9 protein-coding genes are annotated in these 14,601 nt (G+C 38.0%); 7 read left to right on the forward strand and 2 right to left on the reverse strand.

All coding sequences use genetic code 11. From position 1 onward, the window contains the following. Positions 1-133: 133 nt before the first annotated feature. The 6 genes from E2I05_RS17685 (at position 134) to E2I05_RS17710 (ending at position 7,761) form a co-directional block, all read left to right on the forward strand. Positions 134-2,167, forward strand: a complete 2,034-nt coding sequence (locus E2I05_RS17685; RefSeq protein WP_133309780.1) for a hypothetical protein — start codon at positions 134-136, stop codon at positions 2,165-2,167. Positions 2,168-2,300: 133 nt separating this feature from the next. Then, positions 2,301-4,334, forward strand: a complete 2,034-nt coding sequence (locus tag E2I05_RS17690; protein ID WP_121853288.1) for a hypothetical protein — start codon at positions 2,301-2,303, stop codon at positions 4,332-4,334. A 234-nt stretch (positions 4,335-4,568) separates the two neighbouring features. Continuing rightward, a complete protein-coding gene (lolB, locus tag E2I05_RS17695; protein WP_121853287.1) occupies positions 4,569-5,177 on the forward strand; it encodes a lipoprotein insertase outer membrane protein LolB in 609 nt (202 codons plus the stop codon). Beyond that, positions 5,177-6,055 carry a 4-(cytidine 5'-diphospho)-2-C-methyl-D-erythritol kinase gene (ispE, locus tag E2I05_RS17700; protein ID WP_121853286.1) on the forward strand — a complete coding sequence of 293 codons (879 nt, stop codon included), beginning with the start codon at positions 5,177-5,179 and terminating at the stop codon, positions 6,053-6,055. Before lolB ends, ispE begins: the two co-directional genes overlap by 1 nt. 98 nt (positions 6,056-6,153) lie before the next feature. Next, entirely contained in the window at positions 6,154-7,101 is a 948-nt protein-coding gene (locus E2I05_RS17705) for a ribose-phosphate pyrophosphokinase (RefSeq protein WP_121853301.1), read from the forward strand. Between the two features lie 147 nt (positions 7,102-7,248). Continuing rightward, on the forward strand, positions 7,249-7,761 hold the full coding sequence (locus E2I05_RS17710) for a DUF2799 domain-containing protein (protein WP_121853285.1): 513 nt from the start codon (positions 7,249-7,251) through the stop codon (positions 7,759-7,761). Positions 7,762-8,509: 748 nt separating this feature from the next. Here the strand turns inward: E2I05_RS17710 and E2I05_RS17715 are convergent. Continuing rightward, positions 8,510-10,270 carry a receptor L domain-containing protein gene (locus E2I05_RS17715; protein ID WP_121853284.1) on the reverse strand — a complete coding sequence of 587 codons (1,761 nt, stop codon included), beginning with the start codon at positions 10,268-10,270 and terminating at the stop codon, positions 8,510-8,512. 460 nt (positions 10,271-10,730) lie between these two features. Between E2I05_RS17715 and serA the strand changes: the two genes are divergently transcribed. After that, positions 10,731-11,957, forward strand: coding sequence for a phosphoglycerate dehydrogenase (gene serA / locus E2I05_RS17720; protein WP_121853283.1), 1,227 nt, complete (start codon positions 10,731-10,733; stop codon positions 11,955-11,957). Between the two features lie 636 nt (positions 11,958-12,593). Here the strand turns inward: serA and E2I05_RS17725 are convergent. Further along, entirely contained in the window at positions 12,594-14,219 is a 1,626-nt protein-coding gene (locus E2I05_RS17725; RefSeq protein ID WP_121853282.1) for a protein kinase family protein, read from the reverse strand. Between the last annotated feature and the right edge of the window lie 382 nt (positions 14,220-14,601).

The following is a 14,601-nucleotide window of genomic DNA, read 5'->3' on the forward strand; positions in this document are numbered from 1 at the left end:
TACCAATTAAAGTAATTACTCACTCGTGCGGTTGCCCTAGAGACAAGTCTGGATTAATTTACTTTAACTAATCAATTGCAACACTTCGCTATTATACTATTGATTCATTTTTCAACAGCATCCAAAGCACAGTATGTCAATTTCAGCAGCTACAGCTTCAAAAGCGTCTAATCACCCCGAGTTGGATCAAGCCGCTGATTTTGAAAATACCCGTTCCGAACCGATACCCCATAGATTAGGTACTTTTGCTTTAACACAAGGCAAAGAAAGCAACTCAACAAGATCATCTTTTACTGAGTTTATGGCAACTGATAACGCTATGCTGCAATTAATAACGCCGCAGTTTGCCACCTCACATTTGCAGGAAAATACTCCATTAACCGTAAATGCCGCTCTAGAAGCGAAAAAACATCTGGATGATTTTTTAAGTAAAGATCAATGCCTGTTTCAAATGGGAATGTATTTTGGTCTTCCTATTCAACAATTGCTTGATTTTCAATATGAGAAACTTCACCTACATGAAGACTGTTTAAGTGTGATGTTATCTAAGGTTCGTATTTTGTCTGTTAATTGTGTTCAAGAAGCCATTAATTCCAAATATGTTGCAGGTTATGAAAATAGCATTCACCAACAACTGACTCTCTGGGCACACAATAATGGTTTAAATCCTCATGAACCCATAAAAGATGCTCCACTCCGAAATTCATTCATTAAGTTTTTAACACAGAGTCAATTTTGTAAAAAAAATTGGTTCAAGATTGGAATTATGTTGGGCTTTCCACACGATGATTTAACATGGATACAAAGCAGGCTTTTAACCGAATATCAGGTAGATAAAAAACAAAAAACAAATCATGAAAAATTTGATATTATTATAGAGTTTGCTTTTTCAAAACAGATGCTGACTCGTGCTCATATTTTGCAAATGTTGCGCGATTCCGGAGAAATCGGTGAGGGAAGGCGATTAGCCAAAGTGTGGGGGGTTCCTAATGTAACAGATGCCTCCATAGACGAACACTTTCAGCTCATTTTAAAATGTATTCAAGAAAGTAATACCCTCCCCCTATACAGCACATATTATTGCTTCATCTTGAAGAATTGGAACTCTCTAGAAGTTCAAACTTTACTCAATATTGCAGATGGTTTAGTACTAGATTGCATGATTGCATTAGCCCAAGGCATTTCATCTGGAGAGTTCGGACTGTCACATTTAACCGCTTTATCAGAAGTTTATCCTGTCAATAATTCTCGTACTGTGTTTCAAAGTATGGCAAATTCAGCTCAAAACAATGGTTGTGAACAGGTGTCAGAAGTTATTTCACTGCCATTAATTTCTCAATTAATATTCCGTTATACTAATATTGAAATACCTTTTTATCTTGCAATCATATTAGGTATTAAACCTTATAATGTTAACTCTCTTTACCAAAATGAAATTAAGACTCGCTCGCTCTCTGCCCAAATGTGGCAGCTCATTTTAGAAGAGTTCCCTTTATTACAAACATATCATTTAAAAGAAATTTTTGAAAAGTTTAAAGAAACAAAAGAAGCTGTGGAGTTTTTACCACATCATGGAGATATTGCTGATCCCCACTGCAGTTTAGCTTCAATATGCTATTTATCTGCAGAATCTTTTAATCTTGCAATTTGCTTAAGCCAAAACTCATCACTTTTAACACAAGCCCATGAAAAGCTATGGGATAGGCATGAATATTCAATCTCTAAAGATTTGTTTGAATCATTTGCTACTTTTCCTCGAGTTTTCCAAGTGCTCACTGTAATTCATTATGAACCTAGAGCTAGAAAAGAAATGAGTGCTATGATTGATCAGTATTTTCTCAAAGAAAATATTTTGGGTGTTCGTCCTTCAGAACCTCTCCAACATACAATTAAATTAGCCGATGCCGAAAACATATTACCCGATCTATATCGATGCCCATTATCATTAACTGCGATGTCAGATCCCATCAGAATCGATATGTTTAATGGAAAAGTCAGTCGCTGGTTCAGCAAGGAGATGCTCATTCAGGCGTTAACGCACAAAGAAGAAAACCCATTGAGTCGTGAAGTATTACTATTGCAAGATGTTTTACAAATGGAAATAGATCAAGTCATGCTTTCAAAAATAAATAGCTGGAAAAAGCACCACCCACATAGCGATTTATAATACCAATTAAAGTAATTACTCACTCGTGCGGTTGCCCTAGAGACAAGTCTGGATTAATTTACTTTAACTAATCAGTTGCAACACTTTGCTATTATACTATTGATTCATTTTTCAACAGCATCCAAAGCACAGTATGTCAATTTCAACAGCTACAGCTTCAAAAGCGTCTAATCACCCCGAGTTGGATCAAGCCGCTGGTTTTGAAAATACCCGTTCCGAACCGATACCCCATAGATTAGGTACTTTTGCTTTAACACAGGGCAAAGAAAGCAACTCAACAAGATCATCTTTTACTGAGTTTATGGCTGCTGGTAAAGCTATGCTGCAATTAATAACGCCGCAGTTTGCCACCTCACATTTGCAGGAAAATACTCCATTAACCGTAAATGCCGCTCTAGAAGCGAAAAAACATTTGGATTCTTTTTTAACTAGTGATCAACATCTGTTTCAAATGGGAATGTATTTTGGTCTTCCTACTCAACAATTGCTTGATTTTGAATATAAGAAACTTCACCTACTTGAAGACTGTTTAAGCGTGATGTTATCTAAGGTTCGTAATTTGTCTGTTAATTGTGTTCAAAAAGCCATTAAGGCCAAGCATGTTGCAGGTTATGAAAATAACATTCACCAACAATTGACTCTCTGGGCACACAGAAATGGTTTAAACCCTCATGAACCCATAAAAGATGCTTCCCTCCGGAATTCATTCATTAAATTTTTAACACAGAGTCAGTTTTGTAAAAAAAAATGGCTCCAGATTGGAATTATGTTGAACTTTCCACTCAATGAATTAACATGGATAGAAAGAAACCTTGTAACCAAATATCAGGTAGATAAAAAACAAAAAACAAATCATGAAAAATTTGATATTATTATAGAGTTTGCTTTTTCAAAACAGATGCTGACTCGTGCTCATATTTTGCAAATATTGCATGATTCCGGAGAAATCGGTGAAGCATGGCGATTAGCCAAAATGTGGGGGGTTCCTAATTCAACAGATGCTTCCATAGACGAACACTTTCAGCTCATTTTAAAATGTATTCAAGAAAGTAATACCCTCCCCCTATACAGCACATATTATTGCTTCATCTTGAAGAATTGGAACTCTCTAGAAGTTCAAACTTTACTCAATATTGCAGATGGTTTAGTACTAGATTGCATGATTGCATTAGCCCAAGGTATTTCATCTGGAGAGTTTGGACTGTCACGTTTAACCGCTTTATCAGAAGTTTATCCTGTCAATAATTCTCATACCGTGTTTCAAGGTATGACAAAATCAGCTCAAAACAAGGGTTGTGAACACGTGTCAGAAGTTATTTCACTACCATTAATTTCTCAATTAATATCCCAATATGCTAATACTGAAATACCTTTTTACCTTGCAATCATATTAGGTATTAAACCCTCTAATATTTACGCTCTTTACCAAAAGAGAAATAAGACTTACTTTAGCTCTGCCCAAATGTGGCAGCTCATTTTAGAGGAGTTCCCTTTATTACAAACATTTCATTTAAAACAAATTTTTGAACAATTTGAAGAAACAAAAGCAGCTGTGAAGTTTTTACCACATCATGGAGACATTACTCCTTCCCACTGCAGTTTAGCTTCAATATGTTATGTATCTGCAGAATCTTTTAATCTTGCAACTTGCTTAAGCCAAAACTCATCACTTTTAACACAGGCTCATGAAAAACTATGGGATAGGCACGAATATTCACTCCCCAATAGCTTATTTGAAATATTTGCTACTTTGCCTCGAATTTTCCAGGTGCTCACTGTAATTCGTTGTGAACCGAGAGCTAGAAAAGAAATGAATGCCATGATTGATCAGTATTTTTTCAAAGAAAATAATTTGGGTGCTAGTCCTTCAGAACCTCTCCAACCTGCAATTAAATTAGCCGATGCCAAGAACATATTACCCGATCTATATCGATGCCCATTATCATTAACTGCGATGTCAGATCCGATCAGAATCGATATGTTTAATGGAAAAGTCAGTCGCTGGTTCAGCAAGGAGATGCTCATTCTGGCGTTAACGCACAAAGAAGAAAACCCATTGAGTCGTGAAGTATTACCATTGCAAGATGTTTTACAAATGGAAATAGATCAAGTCATGCTTTCAAAAATAAATAGCTGGAAAAAGAACCACCCACATAGCGATTTATAAACAGAGCTTTCAACACTTTTTGAAGCGAGAGGCAAGCTGGCTGTCCAGATTATTTTCGATGCCACTCAGTTACAACACCTTGGTGATTGTGCCGATTCTGCAGGCGGCCAACCAAAACTCAGCCGAAATTCTGCACGCTGTTCTTCAGATTTTTTATGTCTTTTTATCGCCTTAAGTTGGCGTTAGCCCAAAAGCGTTTTATGATGGTGTATCAGCTCATCAATTAAGAATTTTGTGAAGATCTCATATCATCAGCTTAAGTATGTATTAGTCGCTTTCTCTATTCTTGCCATTAACGCTTGTAGTTCGCTGCCTAAAACCGATCTTACTGCTATTTCCGTTAAACAAGCATCACAAGCGCAAGCTTGGGAGATGAAAGGCAAGCTGGCAGTAAGAACACCTCAAGATAAATTCAGCACGAACCTTTATTGGCTTCATACTCCACAACAAGACCAACTGACCCTCACGACGATGCTTGGCACAACCGTATTAAGCCTAACGTCGACAGCTACTGGCGCAAAACTTGACGTTGACGGCAAAACATATCATGACAGTAATCCAGAGATATTATTGCAACGAGTTGCAGGATGGCGTTTCCCGATAAAGCGTTTACCTTTATGGGTGACAGGTCAAACGAGCGCAGAAGATATCGTACTACAACAATATAACGACGGCAGCCCAAAACACGTTAGCACTGAATATAACCAAACCCTATGGGCACTGTGGTATTTAAGTTGGCAACAACAAAGCGGAGCTAAGCTTCCAAAGCAACTTAAAGTCGAACAATCAGAATTAAAATTAAAAATTCAAATAAACCATTGGCAAGCATTGGCCGAGAAGTAATGACTAAATTAACCCAAAACTCCGCTACACAAACAACCTATAGATGGCCTGCACCTGCAAAACTCAATTTATTTTTGCACATTAACAGACGACGTGATGATGGTTATCATGAATTGCAAACCTTATTTCAATTTATTGATAAGTGCGATTACCTTGAATTTAAAATAACCGACTCAACAGACATCATTTTACATTCTGATCTCAATAAGGTTGTTGCAACAAGCGATAACTTAATTCTTAAAGCTGCAAAATTGCTGCAATCTGAAACCTGTTATCAAGGTGGCGCTGAAATATGGTTAGATAAACAGCTGCCAATGGGCGGTGGTTTAGGCGGCGGTTCATCGGATGCAGCAACAACATTAGTGGCATTAAATGCCTTATGGAAAACGAATCTGAGTCAAAATAAGCTTGCCGCTTTAGGTCTTCAACTTGGCGCTGATGTACCTGTTTTTATAAGGGGTTTTGCCGCATTTGCTGAAGGTGTAGGTGAGCATTTACAACCTGTGGAATTGAAAGAGAAGTTCTACCTGATCATTGTTCCCGAAGTGCATGTTTCAACAGCCGAAATTTTCAATGCCCCCAACCTACCCAGAGATACTAAAAAATATTCATTAGACAATTTATTACAAAACCCGTGGAAAAATGACTGCCAAAATTTAGTCATTAATAAACACCCCCAAGTTGCCAAGGCATTAGACTGGCTGATAGAATATGCGCCGTCAAGAATGACTGGAACAGGCGCTTGCGTGTTTGCAGAATTCGAGAACAAACAGCAAGCAGATACCGTGATGGCTGCACTTCCAACAGATTTTTATGGGTTTGTTGCGCAAGGGCTTAATCAATCACCACTCTCTGTCTACCTTGCTGATTTAAATTAATTTTATGTTAGGTTTGCTGATTTTATTTTCAACATAACCATTTGAAATGCTCAGCAAACATGACTCTTACAATAAAGCCAACGCCTGAGGTTCAAACAGTGCCCGACATCAAGCTTTTTTCTGGGAATGCTACTCCCAGCCTCGCAAAAAAGATTGCCGACCGTTTATTCTGTAAACTTGGAGACGCTGAAGTAGGCCGTTTTAGTGACGGTGAAATCAGTATCCAAATCAATGAGAATGTTCGTGGTGCTGATGCATTTATCATTCAATCGACTTGTGCTCCAACCAACGACAATTTAATGGAATTGATCGTTATGGTTGATGCCCTTCGTCGTGCTTCTGCTGGTCGTATTACCGCCGTAATTCCTTACTTCGGTTACGCTCGTCAAGATCGCCGTGTACGAAGTGCGCGTGTACCTATCACTGCTAAAGTTGTTGCTGACTTTTTATCTAGTGTTGGTGTCGACAGAGTATTAACTTGTGATTTGCATGCTGAGCAAATTCAAGGATTTTTCGACGTGCCTGTTGATAACGTTTTTGGTAGCCCAGTACTATTAGAAGATATGGTTGCCAAAAAACTCGACAATCCTGTTGTTGTTTCTCCTGACATTGGTGGTGTTGTACGTGCGCGTGCTGTTGCAAAACTGCTTGATGATTCTGATTTAGCCATCATTGATAAACGTCGCCCTCAAGCTAACGTTGCTCAAGTTATGCATATCATTGGTGATGTTCAAGACCGTGACTGCATTATTGTTGACGACATGATTGATACTGGCGGAACGCTTTGTAAAGCAGCCGAAGCTTTAAAAGAGCATGGTGCTAAGCGTGTATTCGCTTATGCCACTCACCCAGTATTTTCTGGTAATGCTGCACAAAACATCGCCAACTCAGTGATTGATGAAGTGATTGTTACTGATACGGTGCCATTAAGCCCAGAAATGAAAAAAATCGATAAAGTTACTCAGTTAACAATGTCTGCCGTTCTAGCTGAAGCGATTCGTCGTGTTAGTAACGAAGAGTCTATCTCTGCGATGTTTAAATATTAACGCTTTGATTTAATATTCTATATATCAATATGAAACGCACTTTATTGTGCGTTTTTTATTTTTGGCTTAAAAATTAAACCCACTCGCCCTCTTTAGCATTTTGATTTACTATCAGAATAGTTATTTTATAAATTAGGCGTAAGCACGATGAGTAAATATATATCCTTATTTTGTGCGGCAACCATCCTCTCTGGATGCCAAGTTATTTCACCTAAAGAATGTCAATCAACAGATTGGTTAAGCCGCGGCATTAACGACGGTAATAATGGCCGTTCAGCCAATATTTTGAGCGAATATATTCAAGCTTGTTCTGAAGCCAATATAACTGTTGATTCAAAGGCGTGGAGAAGTGGTTACAACACAGGAATTAGGTCTTATTGCGCCCCAGAAAACGGTTATACCGTAGGTCGTCAAGGCCTTACTTATAATGGTGTTTGCCCTAACAGTGAATTTTTAAAAAACTATAACACTGGACGTAGTGAATACGAATTAGAACAGCAAAAACAAGAGCTTCGCAATGAGATAGCGCAACTAAAAAATCAACTCGCATCTGAAACCGATAGAGAAAAAAAGAAGACCTTAAAGCAAGACATCAAACAACTCGAGAAACGGTTGGATAATTTACACAGACCAAATATATCATTTGAAATTAGCTTATAACCTTAAACCCAGAAAATCAGTTGGACGCATAGAAGTAAGATAAGTAACTCAAGTTCAACCATAAAAGCCATAAAGTGTATTCATCCATTGAGTGAATGTTTGACGTTCGTAAACTGGCTAAAATTACCGCTTGCTGCGTTGTAACTTTTATAAGTAGAACCACTACTTATTTGCTATCAAAATTTTCTCTCCGTTTAAGAGCGCCACCAACTGATTTTTCTAGGTTAAAACATTTTTTTAAATCTGAGTTTGCGCAACAAATCAGCAAATATTCGAGCGCGTAATCTTAGATTAACTAAACTTAGGGTTCTAGCGATTTAGAAAGTACCAATCTTTGTCATACCAGCGAAGGCTGGTATCCAGTGACTTTTATAGAAAAAAGCAAAGGCACTAGGGGCTGTTTATCTTTCGTGATTATTTTTGCAGCGATAAATTGGTCGTTTTATACAAGACAGAACTTGTGCGGTTTGGTATTCCAAATAAGCAAGCGATAACGCAGTAGAAATGACCAATTTACGCTGTCTTAGATACTTTTGAGCGTTCACTGCTCTGTGTTGTAACCCGTTTACTTAGATGACTAAGCTTCACTGCTTACGCCTTGAACAGATAAACGCTCAAATAGCACAAAATTTAATCCTGAAAGATAAACAGCCCCTAGACTACCGACATACAAAACTGTCGTTATTTCGTTTCCAGCCTGCGCTGGAGTGACGTGAACTCAGCGGTATACTTTCTTCCGCAGCTCTCCTTAGTGGCAGCGCCTCTCCAATGAAATTAGGCACCCTGGTGAATTTCCCTCAATACTCTTTGCTACTGTATCATCTTTATAAATAGAACAAACATGCGAGCAATACTTCAACCTCGCATTGTTTCTAATGACAAGACTCTTTCCTTTATCATCCCCAATAAAATGAAGCTTTTCTAAACCTTTTGTTGAATTTAAACGTGGATTAGATTCAATGGAAAGTTGCTTATCAATTTCTTGAATCCCAGCCACCCCTTCAATGCTGAATAAACTTAGATTATTATTTAAAATTAATGAGCCCACTGCATTAATATTAGAAAGGCCTTTTAAGCTGGTCAATTTTGAATTTGTAATGTTTAAGCTTCCATCCACATAAGACAAACGCTTCATACCGTCTAAATTATTCAGTGCTTCATCATTAATTAGGCTTAACTCACCTTCAACGAATGCTAAGCCTGAAAGTCCGTCTATGTTGCTAAGTTGTCCATTATTTTGAATTTTCACGTCAGCATGAGCGATTCTAATACCTGCTAAACCATCGATATTCTCTATTTTCTCATTACTTATGATCTCTATACTTTCACCCAGTTTTTCTAACTTATTAGTCAAAGGGAGAGCCAATAAGGATTTATTATCGTGAACTCTAACCCCTCTCTCAATTTCTTCCAAATCAGAGAATCCACTCACACTTTCAAGCATTGGGTTATTACAGATCTCTAAATTCCCACCTACAGTATGTATTCTATTGAACCCCTCAATAGTTTCTAACACTGGATTTTGTCTAACAATAAGGTCTCCAAAAACAATTTCTAAATTCGATAAACCTTCAATTGATTTAATTTTTGAGTTGTACCCTATGGATAAATTGCCCCAAACTTCTTTAATGTTAGTTAACCCATCTATGTTTTCAATATCGTCCCCATTGATGTAAGTTGAGGCAGATAACAGCGTGCACTTTGGGTACTGCGTGTAAAAATTATCTATATCCGCCTGACTGTTAAACGAAAAACGAATAGACCGCGGACAGTCATCAGTAAGTAAATAATCTGTTAAGCCTTTATCTATAAAGGCATGTTTCGGTGTATCACCATCACGTTCAATTTTGAATTCAGAAATATCGCCAATCTCAGTCCATTGCAGCGTACCTAAATTACCACTTTGTGAACCTTGATTTTTTATGTGGCTAAAATAATATTCTTTTTCCAATTCATCTTTGCTATCTGATTGTTGCCAAATTAATAGAAGCTCCACTTCATTATTCGCTGACAAATCATAAAGAATCCCATTACTGTGATTCGAACGTGAGAATGGATTGCTTTTAACTTCATTGTTACTATCCCATATTACTTTTGACTCGGAGTCGACATGTCCTTTTAAGAGCCTAATTACTATTGACTCGACTTTTTTTGGTCGCGCTTCATTCGTTTGAAACGCAACAACAACACTGCCTCCATGATCAATATCGATTTGTGGATTTATTCCATAACCCAATTTTGAAAAAGCACCCCACGCCCACAACCCCAACTTATCCTTTGTTATGGCGGCTCTGTAATATAGCTTTGACTTTTCCTCATTGCTCTGGATTATCATCACAGCGATGTCGCCATTGGAGGCAAATGAATAATTAGGTGTTTGTTCTTGTTGTCCCATATTTTTTGCCAAGCGAATTTTCTGGAGAGCACTGTTTTCCGTTTGTGAAAAAACAGGATGGATGATCGTGAAAACAAAAAAGTGCATTGCGATTAAAAGATTACGTATTTTCATAATAAAAACTCCACTTTAATGCTTTATACCAATTCGCATTCAATAGTGATCGCTCAACAAGAACGAAAGGCTTTCAGTACAAGGCGCAAGTTTGAAATACTATTGGGATAATATAAAAACTTGTAACGCAGTAATGGACGCCTTTTTCTTGTTTAGTGAAAGTCTCTGGATACCACCAGCCTACGCAGGTATGACAAAACACAAACCTTTTATGCTAGTTAGCCCCAAGGGCGAGGAATTCAATCCGGAATGATTAAAGGCTATGCATTATTTAGACAACCATAATAAGTGAAACTACCCTCAACTCTAAATGCAAAACTCGCCTAATATGTACTTATTTATCATATCAAACAGATGCGAAACAAAGTTATCGCTAAGCAAAGATTTACCTTAGCTTGAAAAACTGATACTTATTGGTTTCATTATCTTTTTATCCCATCTCACCGAGAGAACCATAGCAGTGAAACATTCTCTAGAAAAAGACAAAATTAAAATTCTACTACTTGAAGGGCTTCACCAATCTTCTGTTGAGGTGTTTCAACGGGAAGGCTATAGCAACATTGAGTACCATAAATCTTCTTTGGTAGGAAACGAGCTTAACGAAGCCATAAAAGACGCTCATTTCATTGGGATCCGTTCACGCACACAACTTACTTCTGAAGTCATTTCTCAAGCAGAAAAGCTCATCGGAATTGGCTGTTTTTGTATTGGTACTAACCAAGTTGATTTAGATGCCGCCGCGAACGCAGGTATTCCAGTGTTTAATGCGCCTTTTTCAAATACTCGTAGTGTGGCTGAGCTTGTGATTGGTGAAATCATCATGTTGATGCGTGGCATTCCAGAGCGTAACGCCAAAGCTCACCGTGGTGAATGGTTAAAAAGCGCAGTAGGCAGTCATGAGATACGCGGTAAAACCCTAGGTATCATAGGTTATGGTCATATTGGTACACAATTAGGTATTATGGCTGAAACCTTAGGTATGAATGTCACTTTTTATGATACTGAAGATAAATTGCCTCTTGGTAACGCAAAACAAGTCAGTAAGCTCCCTGAACTCCTAGCGCAAGCCGACGTTGTGAGCCTACATGTTCCTGAAACTGCGCAAACCAAGAACATGATAAGTACCAATGAATTTTCAATGATGAAGCCAAACTGCAAGTTTATTAATGCTTCACGGGGTACAGTTGTCGATATTCCAGCCTTGGCCAAAGCGATAGAATCCAAACACCTTGCTGGTGCTGCTATCGATGTTTTTCCAATTGAACCTAAGTCTAACAATGATGAATTCTCAAGTCCGCTTCGTGAATTCGACAACGTGATCCTTTCACCTCATGTCGGTGGTAGTACAATGGAAGCGCAGCAAAATATAGGGATTGAAGTTGCTGGTAAACTGGTGAAATATTCAGACAATGGCTCAACAGTAACCGCCGTTAACTTTCCTGATGTATCACTCTCATCACATACAGGCCGCTCACGCCTGTTACACATCCACATCAATAAACCAGGCATTTTAATCCAAATTAACCAAGCGTTTTCAGACAAAGGCATCAACATTGCCGCGCAGCACCTACAAACAAAAGGTGATATAGGTTATGTGGTCATGGAAGTGGATACCATTCAAGCGGATAATGCACTGGAACAGTTAAAACTTATCGAAGGTACGATACGAGCTAGAGTGCTTTATTAAAGAACCTTCAAGCCAGGGTAAACGCACGAATGTTTTTCGAGCAAAAACCGTAGACTTTATAATCTGTCATTCCCGTGAAAACGCGAACCCAGTGACTTTGGTAATTCCAATATAAGGTATTATACCAATTTCGTTTGTACTTTGTGCGCATACATAGCTCTGAGTTGAGCATTTAATTACTGTAATTGGTATTAGGGTCTGTTGATCTTTCAGGATTAAATTTTGTGCTATTTGAGCATTTATCTGTTCAAGGCGTGAGCAGTGATGCTTAGCCATCTATGTGAGCTGGTCACAACACAGAACAGTGAATGCTCAAAAGCATCGGAAAAAAGAGAGAGCGTAAATTGGTCGCTCTTTCTAAATAAAAGGTGCTGCGTTATCGTTTTCTTATTTGGAAACGAAGTAACGACAGTTTTGTATGTCGATAATAACCAAACCTCACAAACTCTGCCTTGCATAAAATAACCAATTTATCGCTGCAAAAACAATCACGAAAGATCAACAGACCCTAGATTCCCACTTTCGTGGGAATGACGAAATTACCACATGGCGTTGTGCATATTTCACTCATTCGTGCGGTTGCCTTTCAGGCCAATTAGAAGGACAATGTGAATAGAGGAGCTTATATGGGTTTTACTACATCATTGTCGAATCAACTTTAATTCGTTCCCAATCGATAACGTCATACACAGGCTTTTTTAACAGATAAGTTGATGGATCTTGCATAAAAAGCCACACATCATTTTTAGCTTCAGGTTTAAAATATTGTGTTATCCAACCTGTAACCATATCAGGCTCGCTACAAAAATAAGCAAACCCTTTCGGAGGTGGCATAATTGCACCATAGCGTTCAACCACTTCGTCAACTTGAAACCCACCCCTTACTTCTGTCATTTCAAATAGAGTAGCAAGCAATGCGTAATTGTCCAAATATTTTTCTGCGGATTGTTGCTTAGCTATTGCTAAGTCATATCGCTCTTTTAGTTTCGCCTTAACATCATAACTAGAATGCGCCGCGTTGTTATAGTTAACGAGTGCATTTCTTACTCTTTCTTCTGCAGATACTCTAGCTTTCATCAAGCCTAGTGTCATATATTTAGGACTCCCCTTATTCTTGCCTTTGACGCCATAATCTTCTGATACGGCCATATCAATATCAACCATTCGTACCCTAGGGCTGTCAATGTTAATGGGATGCTTAATACCTTGTTTATTTTTTTTAAAAACCATATTTTCAGATTTGATATCACGAAAATAAATGTGATTTTGATGCGCATGCTTAATGTCTATACATAACTGTTCACAACACAACATATCAACACTTAGCTCTGCTAAAATGACTTCATCAAATACGTCAACACCACCATTTTGTCCTATCATCCTACGGGACGACACGGCGACGGTTTGGCATATTGAAGTGTACCTAGAAAATTGCTGTGCTAAGTGCTTATTTTCCAATTCAATTTCTAAATCAAAATCTGCACCGGCTTTTAAAAATTTTTGACCATAAGCATTCTTTACCCAAACTTTTTTAGGAGCAAGTTCAATGGCCACGTCATCTTTTGCTACTACTGTTTTAGTACCGCCACTAACTTCACGTGAAACAACTGTATCAGGATCACGGGTAGTTTTTAGAATGCCGTCAATATCAACATAGTAACAACGAGCTTCACCTTTCCAATTTCGTTTGGTGGGGTGCTGCATTATCACAAATTCCAATGGTCTTCTCTGCTCACTTAAAGGCAATGCTTTATCTTTATCTTGCATGACTTGCAGTTTAGCGGCATACAATAATAAATTCTTTCTATACTTATAATTAGAGTAATATTTACCAATTTTGATCGCCGCTTGGCACCTATTCCTCAGCTCTGTTTCTGCAATATCAACTTCTCTGGTTTGTCGTTCTTCAAACCCTATTACAACTGTTTTTTTCTCTGGTTCTCTAGTCACTTTTGCCTTTGTATTTGCAACCTTTCCAGCTAAAAATTTATAAGGATCGTGTTGGGCTTCAACAATACGTTTTATTTTGTCACTGTTACTTTGTCCGAAAAGCTTTGAAATTTTAGAGCGAACGCTAATTGATCGTGGCTCGCTTTCCCCCTCAGGGTTGACCGTCACGTCAGGATTAAGGTTATAAGCTCTTATTCTGTATTGTCTTGAGTCGGATAACGTGCAGATGAAACCATTCCTGTCGGGAGCCTCTTTAATACAAAAGCGATCCTGATGAATATGCGCTCTGATTTGCTCAGTTGAAATACCCATAAATTCACCCTCTCACGAATTATCAATAACCAACTAACATATTTAACAATTTATTGTACTGAACCAAAAGCACACAGCACGTTAATTATTTTTCATGAATTTTGTACGGTAGCTTTAAGCTCACAAAACAATCTTTTGTATCTGAACTTTGAAATTGGGCATTATACCAATTACAGTAATTAAATACCCAACTCAGAGCTATGTATGTGTTAAAAGTACAAGTGAAATTGATGAAGACATAGTTATTACCGACATACAAAACTGTCGTTATTACATGGCTACGTTGAGACAGTTTTGCGTAGTAATTTGGACACATACAAGCTCCCGAAGGGCAAGGCTAAAGGATTCCATTACTGTGTTGAAAGTTTTTGAATTATCCCGA

The sequence above is a fragment of the Parashewanella spongiae genome, assembly GCF_004358345.1.
Lineage (GTDB): Bacteria > Pseudomonadota > Gammaproteobacteria > Enterobacterales > Shewanellaceae > Parashewanella > Parashewanella spongiae.

Coding starts and splice junctions, on each gene's coding strand:
- E2I05_RS17710 (WP_121853285.1), top strand. CDS start 7,249: ATGAGTAAATATATATCCTTATTTTGTGCGGCAACCATCCTCTCTGGA.
- E2I05_RS17725 (WP_121853282.1), bottom strand. CDS start 14,219: ATGGGTATTTCAACTGAGCAAATCAGAGCGCATATTCATCAGGATCGC.
- E2I05_RS17690 (WP_121853288.1), top strand. CDS start 2,301: ATGTCAATTTCAACAGCTACAGCTTCAAAAGCGTCTAATCACCCCGAG.
- ispE (WP_121853286.1), top strand. CDS start 5,177: ATGACTAAATTAACCCAAAACTCCGCTACACAAACAACCTATAGATGG.
- E2I05_RS17715 (WP_121853284.1), bottom strand. CDS start 10,270: ATGAAAATACGTAATCTTTTAATCGCAATGCACTTTTTTGTTTTCACG.
- E2I05_RS17685 (WP_133309780.1), top strand. CDS start 134: ATGTCAATTTCAGCAGCTACAGCTTCAAAAGCGTCTAATCACCCCGAG.